Origin of the sequence: Limimaricola sp. G21655-S1 (assembly GCF_027213785.1) — a bacterium.
GTDB lineage: Bacteria > Pseudomonadota > Alphaproteobacteria > Rhodobacterales > Rhodobacteraceae > Limimaricola.
The window spans coordinates 286,754-305,558 of the sequence record NZ_JAPWGO010000001.1 but is presented as its reverse complement, the minus strand read 5'-3'; the positions used below and the strand labels follow the sequence as shown (position 1 = coordinate 305,558).

Below are 18,805 nucleotides of genomic sequence, written 5' to 3'. Positions count from 1 at the left end.
CTTCAGGAGAAGTTGCCGGCGGCCGCCCCGAGCAGGCGGAAGGCGCGACCGGTCCGGGTTTCGGCCAGAAGCGCGATCTCGTCGTCGTCGGCGCCGTCGCAATACTCGTCGAGCATCCGGTCGAACAGCCGCAGGAAATGCTGCACCGTGTCGCGGAAGATCGTGTCCGAGGAGAGCCGCGCTGCGGCGATCCCGGCGAAACCATCCTCGTCGAGCCCGTAGGCCAATCGCTCGAGCGGCGCGCCGCGCTCCCCGCGGGCCAGGGCGCGCCAGGCTTCGGCGGGCGCCTGTGGCGGCGCGAGATCGTCCATGTAGATACCGTCCTGGCTCAGCAGGGTCAGCACGTCCTGGCTCGCCTGGATCAGCTGGCGGGCACGGGTGTCGCGCAGCGCCGCGCGCAGCGCCGCGAAGCCCTCGAGATCCTGGTCGTTGTCGGGAAAGTTCAGCGCCCGCGCCATCTCGATACGGCTCAGCGCCGGGGCGGCAGGCGCGGCGGGTGCCTCCTCGGCCGGTTCCGGCTCGGGCTCCGGCTCGCTCGGGCGGCTCACGCCGAACCCTGCCAGGGCGGTCTCGGTCTGCCGCGCCGCGCGCTCGATCGCCGCGAGCCTGCGGTCCATCTCGGGCGGCAGCCCACCGCGCGACTGGGTGCGCAGGCTGCGCTGCAATGTCTGGATCTCGGCCCGCAACCGATGCGCCTCCTCGCGGGCGCTGCGCGAGGCATGGCTGGCGAACAGCCCCATCCAGAGCAGCGCCACCGGCACCACGATGACCAGCACCGGCCCGACCAGGGGCTGGCCGCCGATCGCCATGGCGGCGCCGGCGATCACGACCCAGCCCAGGCTGACACCGGCGGCGATGCGCTCGGCGCGGCCCATCAGCTCCCACGGCGCGGGAGCATCGGCCTCGCGCCCCGTGGCCGACCCGGTCGCGGGCGCGGCCACGGGCCGGATCTCCGGGCTGTCGGGATCGTCGCTCATACCGCCCCCTGGGGCCGCGTCCGCGGCCTCACGAATAGCTGACGCTCAGGATCTCGTAGGATTTCTCGCCGCCCGGGGTCCGGACCTCGACGCTGTCGCCCTCGTCCTTGCCGATCAGCGCCCGCGCCAGCGGCGACTTGATGTTGAGGCGGCCCGCCTCGATGTCGGCCTCGTATTCGCCGACGATCTGGTAGGTCTTCTCCTCGTCGGTGTCCTCGTCGACCAGCTTCACGGTGGCACCGAACTTGATCGAGCCCGACATCTTCGACGGGTCGATCACGTCGGCCAGACCGATCACGCCTTCGAGTTCCTTGATCCGGCCCTCGATGAAGCTCTGCTTCTCCTTGGCCGAATGGTACTCGGCGTTCTCCGAGAGGTCGCCATGCGCGCGCGCCTCCGAGATCGCCGCGATGATCGCCGGGCGCTCGACCGTCTTCAGGTGCTTCAGTTCCGCGTCGATCTTGGCGAAACCGGCGCGCGTCAGCGGGATCTTTTCCATTTTCTACAGCCTTTCCCCCGGTCCCGGGGCCCGTGCAACACCGGACGTTCTAACCCCGCCCCAAGGGCCGAAGTCAAGCCCGCCCCAGCCTGTCCCCTTGGCCTGTCCCCCAGCCCGCCCGCCCGCGTACAAAGAGCGCGCCGGTCACGCCGGCGCCTGACGCGGTGTCACCCTGTCGCGATTGTGCCGCCGCAGCGCATGCGCTAGCCATTGGCCCGCAGCAGGAGAGCCAGCAGGGACCATAACATGAGCGATACCGCCAGCCAGACCGAGAACCGCCCCGAGCGCGAGGCGATGGAATACGACGTGGTGATCGTCGGCGCGGGCCCCGCAGGGCTGTCGGCGGCGATCCGCCTGAAGCAGCTCGACCCCGAGATCTCGGTGGTGGTGTTGGAGAAGGGCTCCGAGGTGGGCGCGCATATCCTGTCGGGCGCCGTGCTCGACCCCTGCGGTCTCGACCGGCTGCTGCCCGACTGGCGCGAGATGGGCGCGCCGATCACCGTGCCGGTGCGCGACGACCGCTTCTACATGCTGGGCGAAAGCGGCTCGATGCGCCTGCCCAACGCGATCATGCCGCCGCTGATGAACAACCACGGCAACTACATCGTCTCGATGGGCAATGTCTGCCGCTGGATGGCCGAAAAGGCCGAGGAGCTGGGCGTCGAGGTGTTCCCGGGCATGTCCTGCTCCGAGATCGTCTGGGGCGAGGATGGTCGCGTCGCCGGCGTCGTCGCGGGCGAGTTCGGCAAGAACCCCGACGGCACGCCCGGGCCGGGCTACGAGCCGGGCATGGAGCTCTTGGGCAAGTACGTCTTCCTCGGCGAAGGTGTGCGCGGATCGCTGTCGAAGCAGGTTATCGAACGCTTCGCCCTGGCCGAAGGCCGCGAGCCGCAGAAATACGGCCTCGGCATGAAGGAGATCTGGGAGATCGACCCGGCCAAGCACTCGGAGGGCCGCGTCGTCCATACCATGGGCTGGCCGCTCGAGAAGAACGCCGGCGGCGGCTCGTTCATCTACCACCTCGACAACAACCAGGTCTATGTCGGCTTCGTCGTGCATCTGGGCTACAAGAACCCCTATCTGCGCCCCTATCAGGAGTTCCAGCGCTTCAAGCACCACCCGATGGTGGCCGAGCTGCTGAAGGGCGGCAAGCGCGTGGCCTACGGAGCGCGCGCGATCACCGAGGGCGGCTGGCAGTCGCTGCCGAAGACCGCCTTCCCGGGCGGCGCGCTGCTGGGCTGTTCGGCGGGCATGGTCAACGTGCCGCGCATCAAGGGCAATCACAACGCCATGCTCTCGGGCATTCACGCCGCCGAAGCCGCCTTCGAGGCGATTGGCGCGGGCCGTGCCGGCGACGTGCTGGAGAGCTACGACACGGCGGTGCGCGAGGGCGCGATCGGCAAGGACCTCAAGAAGGTGCGCAACGTGAAGCCGATCTGGTCGCGCTGGGGGCTTACCGCCTCCATGGCGCTGGGCGGCTTCGACATGTGGACCAACACGCTGGGCTTTTCGCTTCTGGGCACCCTCGGCCATGGAAAGTCCGATGCCGAGGCGACCGAGCCGGCGAAGGATCACGTGGAGATCGTCTATCCGAAGCCCGATGGCGTGCTGAGCTTCGACCGACTCACCAACGTGAGTTTTTCGGGCACAAATCACGAAGAAAGTCAGCCCTGTCACCTAAAATTGAAGGACCCAAACGTCCCGATCGCTCACAACCTGCCTGTCTATGCCGAACCGGCACAGCGCTACTGCCCGGCCGGTGTGTACGAAGTGGTTGAAAAGGAAGGCGGACCCGAGTTCGTGATCAACTTCCAGAACTGCGTTCACTGCAAGACCTGCGACATCAAGGATCCCACTCAGAACATCGTCTGGACGGTTCCGCAGGGCGGCGACGGACCCAATTACCCGAACATGTGATCGCGGATATCCGCCGGTCATCCGGAACTCACATTGCGCGATCACGTTACGATCACTAGCGTGCCCGCCAATGTGAGCACCGGAAACGGCAGGAGCAAATCTATGGTGATCCAAAGACTGCGAGCCTTGGCCATCGTGACCGGGCTCGTCGCAACCACGCCTGTGGCCGCGCAAACGAGCCACACCGAGGCGGGTCCCTATCTCGCCGCACGCGCCGCCGCAGCCGCACAGGATTACTCCGCAGCCGCAGATTGGTTCCAGACCGCGCTAGGCGCGGATCCCAGAAATCCCATCCTCCTCGAAGGTGCCATCGCCGGACTGCTCGCCGCGGGCGAGGTGTCCGAAGCGTTGCCCCTGGCGCAGCGCATGCGCGAGACCGGGGCGGCGAGCCAGGTCGCCAACATGGTGCTCCAGCTTGATGCCGCCGAGCGCGGTGCCTGGGGCGAGATCTTCGAACTGCTCGAAGCCGATCGTGGCGTCGGCCCCCTCGTGGACGGGCTGACCCGGGTCTGGGCCCGGATCGGCCAGGGCCGCATGGATCAGGCGCTCTCGGCGCTTGAGGAGGTGATCGAGACCCCGGGCCTGCGCGGCTTCGGTCTCTATCACAAGGCGCTAGCGCTGGCTTCGGCCGGTGATTTCGAGGGCGCCGACACGGTCCTCGCCGCCGCCCCTGAAAACGGCCTGCCGGTGAGCGAGCCGGTGCTGCTTGCGCATGCGCAGGTGCTGTCGCAACTCGACCGTCGCGACGATGCGCTGGCGCTTCTCGACGAAGCCGGTCGCGGGTCGCCGGTACTCGATGCGATGCGCGACAAGATCGCATCCGGCGCGCCGGTCGATTGGGACTGCGTGACCGCTCCGGCCGACGGCCTGTCGGAACTCTACATCTCCGTCGCGGGTGCGCTCAGCAACGAGGTGCCCGACTCCTACGTCCTTCTCTACGCCCGTGCGGCGCTGGAGCTCGATCCGGACCGGGTCGACGGGCTGCTGCTCGCGGCCGGTCTGCTGGAGCGGTCGCAGCGCCACGACCTCGCCCAGTCGGTCTATGAGCGCGTGCCCGCCACGCATCCCGCCCATGTCACCGCCGAGCTTGGTCGAGCCGAGGTGCTGCGCCGCGCCGGCCAGCCCGAACGCGCGCTCGCCGTTCTCGAAGAATTGGCCCGCACCGCCCCCGGTCTTGCCGAGGTGCAGGTGGCACTGGGCGATCTGCGTCGGTCCGAGAGCGCGCCTGCCGAGGCCGAGGCCGCCTATGGCCGCGCCATTGACATCGCCGGTGCCGATGCGGCCTGGTGGCTCTACTACATGCGCGGCGTAACCCGCCATGCGCAGGATGACTGGGCCGGTGCCGAAGCCGATTTCCGCGCCGCGCTCGAAGTCGATGCCGATCGCGCCGAAGTGCTGAACTTCCTCGGCTACTCTCTGGTCGAACGCGGCGAGAAGCTGGAGGAGGCGCTCGAGATGATCGAGCGCGCCGTCCGCGCCCAGCCCGACAATGGCGCGATCGTCGACAGCCTCGGCTGGGCCCAGTTCAAGCTTGGCCACTACCGCGAGGCGGTCGGCAATCTCGAGCGCGCCGCCGAACTCGAACCGGTCGATCCGATCGTCAACGACCATCTCGGCGACAGCTACTGGGCCGTGGGCCGGATGACCGAGGCCCGCTTCCAGTGGCAGCGCGCCCTGTCCTTCGGGCCGACGCCGGAAAACGCCGAGCGCCTGCGCCGCAAGCTCGCCGAAGGGCTTGACGCCGTTCTCGCCTCCGAAGGCGGCACCCCCCTCAGGCAGGTCGCGGAGAACCGTTGATGCCGCTCGACAAGGGGCTCGCGCCCGCCAAGATCAACCTCGCGCTTCACGTCACGGGGGTGCGGGCCGGCGGCTATCACCTGCTCGACAGCATCGTGGCCTTCGCCGGCGTCGGCGATCAGCTCACCGCGCTGCCGGCGTCCGAACTATCGCTGGAGGTGACGGGCCCGTTCTCGCGCGGCGTCCCCGCCGACGAGACCAACTCGGTCCTGCGCGCGGCACGGATGCTGCAGGAGGCGCGCGGCGTGGCGCAGGGGGCAAAGCTCAAGCTGACCAAGACGCTACCGCATGCCGCCGGCATTGGCAGCGGCTCGTCTGATGCGGCGGCGACCCTGCGACTGCTGTCGCAGATCTGGGGGGTCGAGAACTTCGCGCCCAATGACCCGGAGGTGCTGGAACTCGGCGCCGACGTTCCGGTCTGCCTGCATGCCCCCCACCCGGCGCGGATGCGCGGCATCGGCGAGGTGCTCGAGCCGTTGCCTGCCCTGCCCGCCTGCGGCCTCGTGTTGGTCAATCCCGGCGTCGAGGTGCCCACCGGCCGGGTCTTCGACAAGCTGGAACGCTCGGACAATGCCGGCATGGACGAGTTGCCCGAGGCTCTCGATTACCCGGGCTTCGTCGAATGGCTGGGCGCGCAGCGCAACGATCTGCAGGCCCCCGCAGAAGCCATCGCGCCGGAGATCGCCCGCGCGCTGAAGCGGCTGCGCGCCATGCCCGGCGTCGACCTGGCGCTGATGTCGGGGTCCGGCGCGACCTGCATCGGCCTGACCCGCGACATGGGCCGCGCGCGGCAGGTGGCCCGCGCGATCCAGCTGTCGGAAATGGGCTGGTGGGTCGCCCCGGCGCCGCTGCTCAGCTGATCCGCTCGACCACGTAATCGGCGAGATCCTCGAGCATCTCGCGCAGCTCATGATCCGGCAGGTCCCGCAGGCTCCGGCGCGCACGGCCGGCCCAGTCGAGCGCGGTCAGCCGGGTGCTCTCGAGCGTGCCGTGCTTGGTCAGCAGCGCCTGCGCCTGCGCGAGATCGCCCTCGTCGATCCGGCCCCGGCCGATGCAGCGGGTCCAGAAGGCGCGCTCCGTCTCGTCGGCCTGCGCCACGGCACGGATCACCGGCAGCGTCAGCTTGCCCTCGCGGAAATCGTCGCCGACCGATTTTCCGATCGCCGCCGTGCCGCCGTAATCGAGCAGGTCGTCGACGATCTGGAACGCGATGCCGAGCGCGTCGCCATAGGCTCTGAGCGCAGCGACGCGTGCCTCCGACGTGCCGGCAATGATACCGCCGACCTCGGTCGCCGCCGAGAACAGCGCCGCGGTCTTGCCACGCACCACCCGCAGATAGGTATCCTCTGTGGTATCGAGATTGCGCGAGGCGGTGAGCTGCAGCACCTCGCCCTCTGCGATGGTGGCCGAGGCATTGGCGAGGATGTCGAGCACCCGCAGCGAGCCGGTTTCGACCATCAGCTGGAACGAGCGCGCGAAGAGGTAGTCTCCGACCAGCACCGAGGAGGTGTTGTCCCACAACAGGTTCGCCGTGGGGCGGCCGCGCCGCTGCTTGCTGTCGTCGACCACGTCGTCATGCAGCAGCGTCGCGGTATGGATGAACTCCACCGTCGCGGCGAGATGCACGTGATGGGGCCCGTCATAGCCACACAGCCGCGCGGCGGCGAGCGTCAGCATCGGCCTGAGCCGCTTGCCCCCGGCCTCGACCAGATGCGCCGTGACCTCGGGAATGCGCGGCGCGTGCTCTGAGGCCATGCGCTCGCGGATCATCGCGTTCACCGCCCTCATGTCATCCGAGAGGGCCTCGGACAGGCGGTCATGCGGCTTGGCGGTATCGGTGGCGAGATCCATGGGCGGCGGTCTTCTCGACAAGGACGCCGGAACGTCCTAGCTGGTTGCGGATGAAAGAGCTTCTGCGCAGCAACGACCCGACGGTCATCGCCTTTGCCACCGCCCTTCTGAACGGCGAGGGTATAGACTGCTTCGAGTTGGACGTAAACACGAGCATCCTCGAAGGCTCGATCGGAATCCTGCCCCGCCGTCTGATGGTGCGCGAGGCCGATCTGGCCGCGGCGCGGCGGGCGATGCGCGACAATGACATCGACCTGGGCTGAGGAGGCGCTGACCCGCGACGCCTTTCTTGGCGGGCGGGTGGTGCTGCTGCAACCGCGGCGCGGCTACCGGGCCGGGACCGATCCGGTGCTGCTTGCCGCTGCCGTGCCTGCCGAGCCGGGTCAAAGCGTGCTCGAACTCGGTTGCGGCGCGGGTGCGGCGCTGATGTGCCTCGCGGCGCGGGTGCCGAGTCTCGACCTCACCGGCGTCGAGATCCAGCCCCCCTATGCGGATCTGGCGCGGCGCAACGCGGTGCTGAACGGCATGGCGGCGGCGATTCACACCGCCGATCTGCGCGGGCTGCCGCCCGAGATCCGCGCCAAGCGATACGACCATGTCATCGCGAACCCGCCCTATTTCGACCGCGCCCATTCCCACCCCGCCCCCGATGCGACGAAGGAGACCGCCTTCGGGGCGCCGCTGCCGCTCGCGGACTGGATCGACGCCATGGCGCGCCGGGTGGCGCCCTTGGGGCGGCTGACGCTGATCCAGCGCGCGGAGCGGTTGCCCGAGATCGTGGCGGCGCTGCATGGCCGCATGGGCGGTCTCGCGGTGCGACCGCTGGTGTCACGGGCGGGGCGCGATACGGAACGGGTACTCGTCACGGCGCGCCAGAGCGGCCGCGCGGCGTTCCGGCTGGCCGCGCCGCTGGTGCTCCATGCCGGAGCGCGGCACCTGTCCGACTCGGCCGATTTCACCCCCGAGGCCGAAGCAATTCTTCGTCATGGGGAAAAATTGCGCCTCTGAACGCTGAAGATACGCAAAATTTCGCCGGTTACCTGAACATTGGTTCAATCCGTCGCATCCCGTAGGTGACAGAATTGTAAAACCGTGCTCGACTGGGAGGGTCGAAACCAGACACGGGAGTACGTCCATGAGCCTGACATCGCATCTGGAAGAACTTCGCCGGAAACATCAAACCCTGTCACAGGAAGTGGAGATGGCGCAGAGGTCGCCTGCGACCAGCGACTTCGAGATCGCTCAGATGAAGAAGCGCAAGCTCATGCTTAAGGAAGAAATCACGCGGCTCAGCCCGCACTAGCGCTACCGCGCGGCGGCGACGCCCCGCCGCGCATCCTCCCCGCGATCGGATGGCCTGTACTGGAAATCCGGCTAATCCACGTATCGACGGGTGCCCGCGGCAGAGCAACGGGCGCCCGTTTTTCTTTGCAGGGGTGAACTCGCTGGTGGGCCCGCTTTGCCTGTCAGCGACGATTTCCGGCCATGCGACGCTGAGCGACCTCTGGCAGGCATCGTTGTGCGCATCCGCGCTCGGGCAGGCGCCGCCGGCGCCCGCCCGATGTTCCGGTCGGCAGGATCTCAGGCCAGGTACTGACCGCCATTCGCCGAGAGCGTCGAGCCGGTGATGAAGCCCGCCTGCTCCGAGGCAAGGAACACCACGCAACGCGCGATTTCCTCGGCTTCGCCGAGACGGCCCACCGGGATCTGCGGCAGGATCACCTCGTTCATCACCTTTTCAGGAATGGTGCTCATCATCTCGGTGTTGATGTAGCCCGGGCAGATCGCGTTCACGGTGATGCCGGCGCGCGCGCCCTCCTGCGCCAACGCCTTGGTGAAGCCGATGTCGCCGGCCTTGGCGGCGGCGTAATTGGCCTGCGCGAACTGACCCTTCTGCCCGTTGATCGAGGAGATGTTGACGATGCGACCGAACTTGCGCTCGCGCAGACCCGGCCAGACGCAATGCGTCATGTTGAACAGACCCGTCAGGTTGGTGTCGATCACCTCGCGCCATTGCTGCGGCGTCATCTTGTGGAATGGCGCGTCGCGGGTGATGCCGGCGTTGTTCACAAGGATGTCGACCGGACCGTGCTCTTCCTCGACATGGGCGATGCCGGCCTTGCAGGCCTCGTAGTCGCCGACATCCCATTTGTAGGTGGCAATCCCGGTCTCGTCAGTGAAGGCACGCGCCTTTTCGTCGTTGCCCGCGTAGGTTGCGACGACATTATATCCTTCCGCCTTGAGCGCCTTCGAAATGGCGGCGCCGATTCCCCGGCTGCCCCCTGTCACCAATGCCGTGCGTGCCATGTCCGCTCTCCCTCGCCTTGCAAAGTGGTCTATATTGACCCTCTCGCATCACGCTGGGTCAAGCAAGCCCAAGCTCGTCGCAAAAGGCCTCGCCGTCGCGCATTCCCTGATCCCAGGTGCGGCGCAGCTTCTCGGGATCGGTGAAATCGATCTTGTCGGCAGGCGTTTCGTCGGTGGGCATCACGTAGCGCCGCCCCGGCACATCCGGCAACCTGCGGTAGTGACGGGTGAGGAGCACGAGAGTCTCGCCTTCATCGGGCTCCGGCATCGGCGCCTGGTCGGCCATGCCACCGTCGACGACCGGGCGGCCATCCCAATCGGGCGGCTCGAAAATCGGCGGAATCACCGCCGCCGCACAAACCAGATCGACCAGCCGTCCGTCGCGCGCGGCCGCCCGCGCATCGACGAGCCCGTGTTCGAGACCGAGCTTCGCGGCCCAGGAAAAATGCGGTGAATTGATCAGGTGAAGTTCCGCCTCATAGGCGACGGTGGCCGCGACGCCGCTGATCTTGGGCAGCCCGCCCGCCGGCGGATGCGCGATCAGAATCTGCAGCTGCGGTCCCTCGGCCACCTTCCGTGCGGCCTCCTCGTCGAGCACCTTGGAGACGACCTTGCAGTATATCCGTTGATGCGGGCTGATGCCGCCCGCCTCGCGATCGAACAGATTGCTGTCCTGCTCCTCGAACGCCTCGCACATCGCGTCGAGCAGAACCCTTTCGCGTCCCGCGACATGGCAGGCCGCCGACAAGGCGCCGCCCGAAACGCCGGCGATACGCTGCGGCGCGATGCTGGCATGGCGGCCGAGGACCTCCATGAAGCCACCCTGCCAGAAGCAGCGCAGACCGCCCCCCGAGAAAACGAGCTGTCGGGGGGCGGTCCAAGGCATCAATCGCGCTCGATGCAAAGAGCGACGCCCATGCCGCCGCCGATGCAGAGCGTGGCGAGGCCTTTCTTGGCATCGCGGCGCGCCATTTCGTGCAGCAAGGTGACCAGCACCCGGCAGCCGCTGGCGCCGATCGGGTGGCCGATGGCGATGGCGCCGCCATTGACGTTCACCTTCTCGGGATCCCAGCCCATCTCCTTGTTCACGGCGAGGGCCTGCGCGGCGAAGGCCTCGTTGGCCTCGATCAGGTCGAGGTCGTCAACCGACCAGCCCGCCTTTTCCAGCGCCTTCTTCGAGGCATAGATCGGACCCTCGCCCATATAGGCCGGGTCGAGACCGGCGGTGGCGTAGGCGGCGATGCGGCCGAGCGGCTTGATCCCGCGCCGGTTCGCCTCGTCGAGCGACATCAGCAGGGTCGCGGCAGCACCGTCATTGAGGCCCGAGGCGTTGCCCGCGGTGACCGAACCGTCCTTGGCAAAGGCCGGGCGCAGCTTGGCCATGGCGTCGATCGTGGCGCCGTGGCGGATGTATTCGTCGGCATCGGTGACGATGTCGCCCTTGCGGGTCTTGACGGTGAATGGGACGATCTCGTCCTTGAACCGGCCGTCCTTCTGCGCCGCCTCGGCCTTGTTCTGGCTTTTCACCGCGAACTCGTCCTGCATGTCGCGGGTGATCTGGTGACGGCTCGCCACGTTCTCGGCAGTGGTGCCCATGTGGTAGTCGTTGAAGGCGTCCCAGAGGCCGTCCTTGATCATCGTGTCGACGAGCTTCATGTCGCCCATCTTCTGGCCTTGGCGCAGGGTCTGGGCATGCGGCGCCATCGACATGCTCTCCTGTCCGCCTGCACAGACGATCCCGGCATCGCCGAGCTGGATGTGCTGGGCGCCGAGCGCCACCGCGCGCAGCCCCGAGCCGCAGACCTGGTTCAGCCCCCAAGCCGCCGATTCCTGCGGCAGGCCGGCGAGGATATGCGCCTGCCGGGCCGGGTTCTGGCCCTGCGCGGCGGTCAGCACCTGCCCCAGGATCGTCTCGCTCACCTCGGACTTGTCGACGCCGGCGCGCGACACGACCTCCTCGAGCACGGCCGCGCCGAGCTGGTGCGCGGGGGTGTTGGCAAAAGCGCCACCGAAGCTGCCCACCGCGGTGCGAGCGGCCGAGGCGATTACGACATTGGTCATGAAACTCTCCCTGACAGGCGGGGCCGGCTCACGCCGGGGAACCCGGATCGGAGCCGAGCCTACCAGCCTCTGCCGTCAGGGCAACGGCATTCGGACCGCCGGGCGGGGCTGCCTGGCCGGACGCCCCCAGAGATAGCCCTGCATGCAGTCCACGCCGATCCGACCCAGCATCCGTGCCTCCGCTTCGGTTTCGACACCGCAGGCGATCGAGGCCATGCCAAGCTGCCGCGCCACGGCGACCAGCGCGCCGCAAAGCACCTGATTGTCGGGGTCGCCGCCGATGCCACGCACGAAATGCGGATCGATCTTGGCGATGTCGAACAGGAAGCCGCGCAGGTGCCGGAATGCCGTACGACCTGCTCCGAATTCGTCGAGGACAAAGCTCACCCCGCGGGGCCGTATCTCGCTCATGAAGCGGCCGACCAGTTCGGGCAGGATCATCGCCGAGCCTTCCGAGATCTCGAGGATCAGCCGCTCCCCGAGATCGGGCCCGCGGTCGAGCCCGTCCTGCAGCGTCCGACGCCAGCGCCCATCGCCGATCGAACGGGCCGACATGTTGATCGAAAGCCTGAGATGCGTGTCGCGTCGCAGCGCCTCAAGTCCCTCTCGCAACGCCGCGCGATCGAGATCGCGGCCCAGATCCGTTTCCTCGACCCCCGGCAGGAAATGCCGTGCCGGCAGCAGCCGCCCGGCTTGGTCGCGCAGCCGGATCAGCCCCTCGTGAAAGACGGTGGCCCCGGTCTTCGCCACGATCACCGGCTGATAGGCAAGCTCGGTGCGCCGGTCGGCCAGCGCGGCGCGCACGAGCTGTGGGATGTCGGCCGCGTCGAGCGCCATGGCATGGGCGAAGGGATCGGCGGGCGGGTCGGCCTCGGACTGCATGGCGAGCCCCTGACTGGGATGGCTCCGCGATCCTGCCGGATTCCGTCCTAATACCGGGTAAACGGTACTACCAGCGCGACAACGCGTCCTCGTCCTCAGGCGTGGCCTCGACCCAATGCTCGCCGGTTCGCGTCACCTCCTTCTTCCAGAAGGGCGCGCGGGATTTGAGATAGTCCATCAGGTATTCTGCGGCGTCGAAAGCGGCGCGGCGATGCGCCGCCGCCGTCGCCACCATCATGATCGGCTGGCCCAGCGGCAGCGCCCCGTGGCGGTGGATCACCAAGAGGTCCGCAAGCTGCCAGCGCGCCTTGGCCTGTTCGGCGATCTCGGCGATCGCCTTCTCGGTCATGCCCGGGTAATGCTCGATCTCCATGCGCACCAGCCCGCCTGCGCGGTCGCGCACGATTCCGGTAAAGCTGACGATGGCCCCGACCTCGTGACGGCCATGGCTGAAGGCATCGAGCTCGGCGCCCGCGTCGAACGGCCCCTCCTGCACCGAGATCTTCATCTCAGCCCCCGGTCATCGGCGGGAAGAAGGCGACCTCGCGCACGCCGGCGAGGTCCGCGTCGAACTCCGACAGCTCCTGGTCGAGCGCCACCCGCAGCGCCGAGGTGTCGGCGAAGGCCGCGGCGTAGCGCTCTTCGCGGCCCCGCAGCTCCTCGACCAGATCGGCGACGGTGGCGGCCTCGGTCTCGATCCGCTCACGCGGCAGGCCGATGCGTTCGCGCACCCAAGCGAAATAGACGACGTCGATCATGGCGCATGCCTCTCGGACGGGTCGGGCTGCGGCGCGTCGCGCAGGAAAGGCAGCGCCTTCGAGAAGTAGTCCCAGCCGGTCATCAGCGTCAGGATCGCCGCCAGCCACAAGAGCACGATGCCGGTCCACCAGCTGATGATCATGCCCCAGTATTTCCAGACCAGCCCGACCTCGTCAGGCGTGCCACCCGACAAGATCGACTCGACCATGGTCTCGTCCATGCCGATGCTCTCCATGACGAAATAATGCTCGAAGGCACCGGTAGAGAACAGAACAGCGATGGCCACCATCTGCGCGGTGGTCTTCCACTTGGCAAGCTTCGTCACCTTCAACAGCCCCGCCTTGGAGCCCAGAAACTCGCGCAGCCCCGAGACGAAGACCTCGCGGAACAGGATCAGCGTCGCGGGCAGCAGGATCCACGGGTTCATTCCCGAAAAGCCGGTGATGACCAGAAGCGCGATGATCACCATCGCCTTGTCGGCGATCGGGTCGAGCATCGCGCCGAACTTCGATTCCTGTTTCCAGGCGCGGGCAAGGTAGCCATCGACGAAATCGGTCACCGCCGCGGTGACGAAAAGCACCAGCGCGAACCAGTCGGCCCATGGCCGGATGAAGAAGAGGAACATCACCGCGACGCCGGGCGCGGCGAACAGGCGAAGCACGGTGAGGATATTGGGCAGGGTCCATGTCATGGGCCAAGAGATAGCGCGCTCCCCCCGGTCTTGCCATAGCCAGCGGCCGATCGATGGCTGGCGCGCCATGCCCCGACTTTGTTCTTCAAATACGCATGGCGCCCGGCCGGTCAGGAGCGTGCCCGTGGTGAGCCGGGTGTCCGCCTCCGGCGGGCGTATTTTCGGAACAAAGTCGCTGCGAAGCGATCAGCCGTTCTCGTGGAAATGGCCGTAGATCTTCTCCGCGAGGCTTTCCGAGATGCCTTGCACCGCCTTGAGATCGGCGAGGTTGGCGCGGCTCACCGCCTTGGCCGAGCCGAAATGCGCCAGCAGCGCGCGCTTGCGCGTGGCGCCCACGCCGGCGATTTCGTCCAGTGGCGTCGCGCCCACGGATTTGGACCGCTTGGCACGGTGCGTGCCGATGGCGAAACGGTGCGCCTCGTCGCGCAGCCGCTGGATGAAGTAGAGCACCGGGTCGTTGCGCGGCAACGCGAAGGGCCGCATGCCGGTGCGGTGGAACTCCTCCTTGCCGTGATCGCGATCCACCCCCTTGGCGACGCCGATCATCGCCACGTCGTCGACACCCAACTCGTCGAGGATCTGCTGCACCGCGCTGACCTGCCCGGCACCGCCATCGATCAGCAGCAGGTCCGGCCAAGACGGGCTCTCGCGGTTCGGATCCTCCTTGAGCAGCCGCGAGAAACGACGCGTCAGCACCTCCTTCATCATGCCGAAATCGTCGCCCGGCGTGATCTCGGTGCCCTTGATGTTGAACTTGCGGTACTGGCTCTTCTCGAAGCCCTCGGGTCCCGCGACGATCATGCCGCCGACCGCGTCGGTGCCCATGATATGAGAGTTGTCGTAGACCTCGATCCGGCGCGGCGCCTCGTCGAGACCGAAAGCCTCGGCGAGGCCGCGCAGCAGCTTTGCCTGCGTCGCCGTCTCGGACATCCGCCGCGCGAGGCTCTCGCGGGCGTTGCGCTGGGCGCCCTCGACAAGCTCGGCCTTCTCGCCCCGCTGCGGCACCAGAACCTCGACCTTGCGGCCAAGCTTCTCGCTCAGCGCCTCGACCACCAGATCGGGATCGTCGAGCCCATGGCTCAGGATCAGCTGGCGCGGCGGTTCGCGGTCCGCGTAGAACTGGCCCACGAAGGCCTGCATCACCTCGGCAGGGTCCTCCTCCCCCGAAACGCGGGGGTAGTAGTCGCGGTTGCCCCAGTTCTGGTTGCCGCGAATGAAGAACACTTGCACGCAGGCCTGTCCGCCCTCGAGATGAAGCGCGATCACGTCGGCCTCGGAAACGCCGCGCGGGTTGATACCCTGCGCGGTTTGCACCTGCGTCAGCGCCCGGATCCGGTCGCGCAGGGCGGCGGCGCGCTCGAACTCCATGTTCTCCGAGGCCTCGGCCATCTGGCGGCCGAGCACCTCCTGCACCTGGGTCGACTTGCCCGACAGGAACCGCACCGCGTCATCGACCGAACGCGCGTAATCCTCGGCGTTGATCTCGCCGGTGCAGGGCGCCGAACAGCGCTTGATCTGGTGCAGCAGGCAGGGTCGGGTGCGGCCCTCGAACACCGAATCCGTGCAGTTGCGCAGGAGGAACGCCTTCTGCAGCTGGTTCAGCGTCCGGTTCACCGCGCCGGCGCTGGCGAAGGGTCCGAAGAACTGCCCCGGCCCCTTGCGGGCGCCGCGATGCTTGCCGATCTGCGGAAACGCGTGATCCGAAATGTGGATGTTGGGGAACGACTTGTCATCGCGCAGGAGCACGTTGTAGCGCGGCTTGAGCTGCTTGATGAGGTTCTGCTCCAGCAGCAGCGCCTCGGTCTCGGTCCGCGTGGTGAGAAACATCATCGAGGCGGTCTCGCGGATCATCCGCGCGATCCGGCCCGAATGCCCGCTGGGGCGGGCATAACTCGACACCCGGGCCCGCAGGTTGCGCGCCTTGCCGACATAGAGCACCCGGCTTTCGGCATCGAGCATCCGGTAGACGCCGGGCGAGCCGTCGATCAGCCGCAGCTGCGAGCGGATCAGCTCATGTCCGGTCAGTGGTGCCTTCGGGGTATCGGTCTGGGTCTCGGTCATGCGGTCCATATCGGCATCATGCGCGGGCCCTGCAATCTAGTTGTCCCAACGCCATGTGCAAAGCTGTCCACCGTTTCTGGGGATAAGCTGGTGGACAGCGCCGGGAGGGTGTGGATTCGGCTTGGAGAGTCAGGGGGTTGATGAATATGCCTGTTTTTTGGGCGCCGCCAATCCGCTGTTTTCGCAGGGGAAACCCGAGGGGATCGCGAAGATTTCATCCCCACGCCGCGATCGGATGGATTGCGCACAGCCCCGGTGGACGAACCGGTGGACGGGGCCGTGCGCAAGATCAGTTGTGACCTTGGATATCGGGCGTCTGCCAGCCCAGATGCTGGCCGCCATCGACGCAGAGAAGCTGCCCGGTGACGCCGGGCGCGTCGAGGAAGTAGCCCAGCGCCGCGCAGATGTCCTCGGGGTTGGAGCCGCGCTGTAGCACGGTGTTGGCGCGCTGCGCGGCATAGTGCTCGTCGCTCTGCTTCGCACCCTGCAGCGTCGGGCCGGGGCCTATGGCGTTGACGCGCAGCCGCGGTGCCAGCGCCTGCGCGGCGGTGCGGGTGAAGGCCCAGAGCCCCATCTTGGCGATGGTGTAGGACATGAAATCCGGCGTCAGCTTGCGCACCCGCTGGTCGATGATGTTGACGACGAGGCCCTGCGCCACCGGCTCGCCCCGCGCATCGCGGCCCGGCGCGGTGATCCCCTCGGCGACCCTCTGGGTCAGCACGAAGGGCGCGCGCAGGTTGCTTTCGATATGGCGGTCCCAGCTTTCGCGGGTCGCGCTCTCGATGCTGTCATATTCGAAGATCGAGGCGGAGTTGACGAGGCAGGTGATCGGCCCGCCCAGCGCCTCCACGGCACGCGGCACCAGCGCCTGGGTCGCCGCCTCGTCGAGCAGGTCGGCCTCCAGCGCATGCGCCTCGCGGCCCATGGCGCGAATCTCGGCCACCACCTCCTCGGCGGGGCCCCTGGAGGTGTTGTAATGCACGATCACGTCGAAGCCGCGGCGCCCCAGATCGAGCGCCATGGCGCGGCCCAACCGCGCGCCCGCGCCGGTGACGAGTGCCCGCGCCTTCATGCCAGCACCGTCACGCCATAGGCGACGTAGAGCGCGGTCAGCGCAACGCCCCAGCCGCGCGTCACGTCGCGCCCCCAGTAGACGAAGGGCACCAGCAGCAGCGAGGCCGCCAGCATCACCCACAGGTCGAAGCCGAGGAACTCGGCGCCCACGGGGATCGGTCCCACGAGGCTCGCCACGCCCAGAATTCCAAGAAGGTTGAACATGTTCGATCCAATCACGTTGCCCATCGCCACATCGGCTTCCCGACGGATAGCGGCCATGACGGTCGTTGCAAGCTCCGGTAGAGATGTGCCGATCGCGACGAGGGTGAGACCGATGGCGGCATCCGAGACGCCGAAGGTCTCGGCGATGGACACCGCGCCCGTCACCAGCAGGTCGGCGCCCACCGGCAGACCGATGACACCCGCCAGCAGATAGGCCGCGACCTTCCAGCCGCGCATCCTCGGGTCGGCGCCCTCGACCTCCTCCTCGGAGAGCTCGCCGCCATTGCCGTTGCGGTGCTTGTGCGCCACGCGGGCGGCATAGATCAGCATCGCCGCCAGCGCCGCCAGCAGCAGCAGGCCCGCGCCCCAGGACAGCACGCCGGTGAAGGCCAGCGCCATGAACAGGAAGGTGGCCCCCATCATCTGCAGGAAGCTTGACCGGGTGTCCGAGCCGCCGCTGGCGTGCAGCGTGGTGATCAGGGCGGGAATGCCGAGGACCAGCAGCACGTTGGCGACGTTCGAGCCGACGACATTGCCCAGCGCGATGCCGGGAGTGCCCTTGAGGATCGCGTCCACGGAAACCAGCAGCTCCGGCGCCGAGGTGCCGAAGGCCACCACGGTCAGCGACACGATCAACGCCGGTATGCCTAGGCGCAGCGCCAAATTCACCGCGCCCTTCACCAAAGCGTCGCCCGCGAAGACGAGGAGCACCAGCCCCGCCGCCACCATCAGCCAATCCATCAGGTCCTGTCCTTTCCGCAGGGGCAGGGCCCCTTGCCTATCCTCGGCCGCCCGCAGGCGGCGCAGTTCCCCCGCCCGAGCAGGCCCTTCGGACCCTTGGGCTTCGGGAGCCGCAGCTTTCCGAACATCGCGAGCACCACCATGCCCACCAGAAACAGCGTGACGATCTTGATCAGCATCAAAGACCGAAGCGGGCGAAACCCGCGCGCTCCTCGATCATGCCCATCGTCTCCCCGGCCAGCGCCGCGCCGAAGCGGCTCAGGAAGGGCCGCCGCTTGGCATAGCGCCGCAGCCGCACCTTGTCGCCGAACCGCGCCTTGAGGGTCGGCACGAGATGGCCGATCCCGTCGGCAAGCCCCTTCTCGACCGCCTTCTGGCCGATCCATATCTCGCCGGTGAACAGGTCCGGGTCATCGGCGATCCGGGCGCCACGACGGCTCTTCACGTGGTCGATGAAGTAGTCGTGCATCTCGGAGAGCCAGCGCTCCAGCCGGGCCACATCCTCGGGCTTTTCGGGGCGGAACGGGTCGAGAAAGCTCTTCGACTTGCCGGCGGTATGCACGCGCCGCTCGATGCCCTTGCGCTCGAGCAGCTCATGCGCGCCGAAGCCCGCAGATATCACCCCGATCGAGCCTATAATCGAGCCGCGATCGGCGAAAATCTCGTCCGCCGCCGCCGCGAGCCAGTAGCCGCCCGAGGCCGCGACGTCCTCGACGAAAGCCAGCACCGGCACGCCCTTTTCCTCCGACAGCCGGCGGATTCGCGCGGCGATCAGCGCCGATTGCACCGGCGAGCCGCCGGGCGAGTTGATCTCGATGGCGACGGCGGCGGGCTTGCCGCGCTTGAACGCCTTCTCGATCATCGCGGCCGTGCCCGCATCGTCGAGGCCACGCCCGGCGATGCCGATGGCGCCCTGCAGGCGAATGACGGAAACGACGGGGCCCTTGGGGCGGAACGGCAGCCAGTGCATCATGCTCCGACATC

21 protein-coding genes are annotated in these 18,805 nt (G+C 67.7%); 6 read left to right on the top strand and 15 right to left on the bottom strand.

Going from position 1 to position 18,805, the window contains the following annotated elements:
* Positions 1–2 precede the first annotated feature (2 nt).
* Positions 3–977 carry a hypothetical protein gene (locus O4G76_RS01550; protein ID WP_269395662.1) on the bottom strand — a complete coding sequence of 325 codons (975 nt, stop codon included), beginning with the start codon at positions 975–977 and terminating at the stop codon, positions 3–5.
* A gap of 28 nt (positions 978–1,005) precedes the next feature.
* Positions 1,006–1,476 carry a transcription elongation factor GreA gene (gene greA / locus O4G76_RS01545; RefSeq protein WP_085896227.1) on the bottom strand — a complete coding sequence of 157 codons (471 nt, stop codon included), beginning with the start codon at positions 1,474–1,476 and terminating at the stop codon, positions 1,006–1,008.
* Between the two features lie 246 nt (positions 1,477–1,722).
* On the opposite strand from greA, the gene O4G76_RS01540 reads away from it, so the two are divergent.
* The 3 genes from O4G76_RS01540 (at position 1,723) to O4G76_RS01530 (ending at position 6,050) form a co-directional block, all read left to right on the top strand.
* Entirely contained in the window at positions 1,723–3,393 is a 1,671-nt protein-coding gene (locus O4G76_RS01540) for an electron transfer flavoprotein-ubiquinone oxidoreductase (RefSeq protein WP_269395661.1), read from the top strand.
* A 102-nt stretch (positions 3,394–3,495) separates the two neighbouring features.
* Complete coding sequence (locus O4G76_RS01535) at positions 3,496–5,190, top strand: tetratricopeptide repeat protein (protein WP_269395660.1); 1,695 nt, start codon at positions 3,496–3,498, stop codon at positions 5,188–5,190.
* Positions 5,190–6,050: a 4-(cytidine 5'-diphospho)-2-C-methyl-D-erythritol kinase gene (locus tag O4G76_RS01530; RefSeq protein WP_269395659.1), complete on the top strand. Its 861-nt coding sequence runs from the start codon at positions 5,190–5,192 to the stop codon at positions 6,048–6,050. Before O4G76_RS01535 ends, O4G76_RS01530 begins: the two co-directional genes overlap by 1 nt.
* On the opposite strand, the gene O4G76_RS01525 is transcribed toward O4G76_RS01530, so the two are convergent.
* Complete coding sequence (locus O4G76_RS01525) at positions 6,043–7,041, bottom strand: polyprenyl synthetase family protein (RefSeq protein ID WP_269395658.1); 999 nt, start codon at positions 7,039–7,041, stop codon at positions 6,043–6,045. The genes O4G76_RS01530 and O4G76_RS01525 overlap by 8 nt on opposite strands.
* A gap of 50 nt (positions 7,042–7,091) precedes the next feature.
* Between O4G76_RS01525 and O4G76_RS01520 the strand changes: the two genes are divergently transcribed.
* The 3 genes from O4G76_RS01520 to O4G76_RS01510 all read left to right on the top strand — a co-directional run bounded on the left by O4G76_RS01520 (position 7,092) and on the right by O4G76_RS01510 (position 8,344).
* Positions 7,092–7,304, top strand: a complete 213-nt coding sequence (locus O4G76_RS01520; RefSeq protein ID WP_269395657.1) for a DUF2007 domain-containing protein — start codon at positions 7,092–7,094, stop codon at positions 7,302–7,304.
* Positions 7,285–8,049 carry a tRNA1(Val) (adenine(37)-N6)-methyltransferase gene (locus tag O4G76_RS01515; RefSeq protein WP_269395656.1) on the top strand — a complete coding sequence of 255 codons (765 nt, stop codon included), beginning with the start codon at positions 7,285–7,287 and terminating at the stop codon, positions 8,047–8,049. Before O4G76_RS01520 ends, O4G76_RS01515 begins: the two co-directional genes overlap by 20 nt.
* Before the next feature lie 127 nt (positions 8,050–8,176).
* Entirely contained in the window at positions 8,177–8,344 is a 168-nt protein-coding gene (locus tag O4G76_RS01510) for a YdcH family protein (protein WP_085896234.1), read from the top strand.
* Between the two features lie 278 nt (positions 8,345–8,622).
* On the opposite strand, the gene phbB is transcribed toward O4G76_RS01510, so the two are convergent.
* The 12 genes from phbB to O4G76_RS01450 form a co-directional block, all read right to left on the bottom strand.
* Positions 8,623–9,348: an acetoacetyl-CoA reductase gene (phbB, locus tag O4G76_RS01505; protein WP_269395655.1), complete on the bottom strand. Its 726-nt coding sequence runs from the start codon at positions 9,346–9,348 to the stop codon at positions 8,623–8,625.
* Between the two features lie 58 nt (positions 9,349–9,406).
* Positions 9,407–10,234 (bottom strand): patatin-like phospholipase family protein, encoded by an 828-nt coding sequence (locus O4G76_RS01500; RefSeq protein WP_269395654.1) that lies wholly within the window; start codon positions 10,232–10,234, stop codon positions 9,407–9,409.
* Entirely contained in the window at positions 10,234–11,409 is a 1,176-nt protein-coding gene (locus O4G76_RS01495; protein ID WP_269395653.1) for an acetyl-CoA C-acetyltransferase, read from the bottom strand. The genes O4G76_RS01500 and O4G76_RS01495 overlap by 1 nt, the downstream gene beginning before the upstream one ends.
* A 75-nt stretch (positions 11,410–11,484) precedes the next feature.
* Positions 11,485–12,291, bottom strand: a complete 807-nt coding sequence (locus tag O4G76_RS01490) for an EAL domain-containing protein (RefSeq protein WP_269395652.1) — start codon at positions 12,289–12,291, stop codon at positions 11,485–11,487.
* A 67-nt stretch (positions 12,292–12,358) separates the two neighbouring features.
* Positions 12,359–12,799: a molybdenum cofactor biosynthesis protein MoaE gene (locus O4G76_RS01485; protein WP_269395651.1), complete on the bottom strand. Its 441-nt coding sequence runs from the start codon at positions 12,797–12,799 to the stop codon at positions 12,359–12,361.
* 1 nt (position 12,800) lies between these two features.
* Positions 12,801–13,049 carry a molybdopterin converting factor subunit 1 gene (gene moaD / locus O4G76_RS01480; RefSeq protein ID WP_269395650.1) on the bottom strand — a complete coding sequence of 83 codons (249 nt, stop codon included), beginning with the start codon at positions 13,047–13,049 and terminating at the stop codon, positions 12,801–12,803.
* Positions 13,046–13,741 (bottom strand): CDP-diacylglycerol--glycerol-3-phosphate 3-phosphatidyltransferase, encoded by a 696-nt coding sequence (pgsA, locus tag O4G76_RS01475; RefSeq protein WP_269395649.1) that lies wholly within the window; start codon positions 13,739–13,741, stop codon positions 13,046–13,048. Before pgsA ends, moaD begins: the two co-directional genes overlap by 4 nt.
* Before the next feature lie 186 nt (positions 13,742–13,927).
* Positions 13,928–15,811 carry an excinuclease ABC subunit UvrC gene (uvrC, locus tag O4G76_RS01470; protein WP_269395648.1) on the bottom strand — a complete coding sequence of 628 codons (1,884 nt, stop codon included), beginning with the start codon at positions 15,809–15,811 and terminating at the stop codon, positions 13,928–13,930.
* A 280-nt stretch (positions 15,812–16,091) separates the two neighbouring features.
* On the bottom strand, positions 16,092–16,874 hold the full coding sequence (locus O4G76_RS01465; RefSeq protein WP_269395647.1) for an SDR family oxidoreductase: 783 nt from the start codon (positions 16,872–16,874) through the stop codon (positions 16,092–16,094).
* Complete coding sequence (locus O4G76_RS01460) at positions 16,871–17,821, bottom strand: calcium/sodium antiporter (RefSeq protein WP_269395646.1); 951 nt, start codon at positions 17,819–17,821, stop codon at positions 16,871–16,873. The genes O4G76_RS01465 and O4G76_RS01460 overlap by 4 nt, the downstream gene beginning before the upstream one ends.
* Positions 17,821–18,000: a hypothetical protein gene (locus tag O4G76_RS01455; protein WP_085896244.1), complete on the bottom strand. Its 180-nt coding sequence runs from the start codon at positions 17,998–18,000 to the stop codon at positions 17,821–17,823. Before O4G76_RS01455 ends, O4G76_RS01460 begins: the two co-directional genes overlap by 1 nt.
* Positions 18,000–18,794 (bottom strand): S49 family peptidase, encoded by a 795-nt coding sequence (locus tag O4G76_RS01450; protein WP_269395645.1) that lies wholly within the window; start codon positions 18,792–18,794, stop codon positions 18,000–18,002. Before O4G76_RS01450 ends, O4G76_RS01455 begins: the two co-directional genes overlap by 1 nt.
* Positions 18,795–18,805: the final 11 nt, after the last annotated feature.

Excerpts from the sequence above, each read along its gene's own strand:
- O4G76_RS01530 (WP_269395659.1), top strand. The coding sequence starts at position 5,190 with ATGCCGCTCGACAAGGGGCTCGCGCCCGCCAAGATCAACCTCGCGCTT.
- O4G76_RS01500 (WP_269395654.1), bottom strand. The coding sequence starts at position 10,234 with ATGCCTTGGACCGCCCCCCGACAGCTCGTTTTCTCGGGGGGCGGTCTG.
- phbB (WP_269395655.1), bottom strand. The coding sequence starts at position 9,348 with ATGGCACGCACGGCATTGGTGACAGGGGGCAGCCGGGGAATCGGCGCC.
- O4G76_RS01510 (WP_085896234.1), top strand. The coding sequence starts at position 8,177 with ATGAGCCTGACATCGCATCTGGAAGAACTTCGCCGGAAACATCAAACC.
- O4G76_RS01495 (WP_269395653.1), bottom strand. The coding sequence starts at position 11,409 with ATGACCAATGTCGTAATCGCCTCGGCCGCTCGCACCGCGGTGGGCAGC.
- O4G76_RS01485 (WP_269395651.1), bottom strand. The coding sequence starts at position 12,799 with ATGAAGATCTCGGTGCAGGAGGGGCCGTTCGACGCGGGCGCCGAGCTC.
- O4G76_RS01460 (WP_269395646.1), bottom strand. The coding sequence starts at position 17,821 with ATGGATTGGCTGATGGTGGCGGCGGGGCTGGTGCTCCTCGTCTTCGCG.
- O4G76_RS01490 (WP_269395652.1), bottom strand. The coding sequence starts at position 12,291 with ATGCAGTCCGAGGCCGACCCGCCCGCCGATCCCTTCGCCCATGCCATG.
- pgsA (WP_269395649.1), bottom strand. The coding sequence starts at position 13,741 with ATGACATGGACCCTGCCCAATATCCTCACCGTGCTTCGCCTGTTCGCC.
- O4G76_RS01550 (WP_269395662.1), bottom strand. The coding sequence starts at position 977 with ATGAGCGACGATCCCGACAGCCCGGAGATCCGGCCCGTGGCCGCGCCC.
- O4G76_RS01520 (WP_269395657.1), top strand. The coding sequence starts at position 7,092 with ATGAAAGAGCTTCTGCGCAGCAACGACCCGACGGTCATCGCCTTTGCC.
- O4G76_RS01465 (WP_269395647.1), bottom strand. The coding sequence starts at position 16,874 with ATGAAGGCGCGGGCACTCGTCACCGGCGCGGGCGCGCGGTTGGGCCGC.
- O4G76_RS01535 (WP_269395660.1), top strand. The coding sequence starts at position 3,496 with ATGGTGATCCAAAGACTGCGAGCCTTGGCCATCGTGACCGGGCTCGTC.
- uvrC (WP_269395648.1), bottom strand. The coding sequence starts at position 15,811 with ATGGACCGCATGACCGAGACCCAGACCGATACCCCGAAGGCACCACTG.
- O4G76_RS01515 (WP_269395656.1), top strand. The coding sequence starts at position 7,285 with ATGACATCGACCTGGGCTGAGGAGGCGCTGACCCGCGACGCCTTTCTT.
- O4G76_RS01450 (WP_269395645.1), bottom strand. The coding sequence starts at position 18,794 with ATGATGCACTGGCTGCCGTTCCGCCCCAAGGGCCCCGTCGTTTCCGTC.
- O4G76_RS01525 (WP_269395658.1), bottom strand. The coding sequence starts at position 7,041 with ATGGATCTCGCCACCGATACCGCCAAGCCGCATGACCGCCTGTCCGAG.
- moaD (WP_269395650.1), bottom strand. The coding sequence starts at position 13,049 with ATGATCGACGTCGTCTATTTCGCTTGGGTGCGCGAACGCATCGGCCTG.
- O4G76_RS01540 (WP_269395661.1), top strand. The coding sequence starts at position 1,723 with ATGAGCGATACCGCCAGCCAGACCGAGAACCGCCCCGAGCGCGAGGCG.
- greA (WP_085896227.1), bottom strand. The coding sequence starts at position 1,476 with ATGGAAAAGATCCCGCTGACGCGCGCCGGTTTCGCCAAGATCGACGCG.
- O4G76_RS01455 (WP_085896244.1), bottom strand. The coding sequence starts at position 18,000 with ATGCTGATCAAGATCGTCACGCTGTTTCTGGTGGGCATGGTGGTGCTC.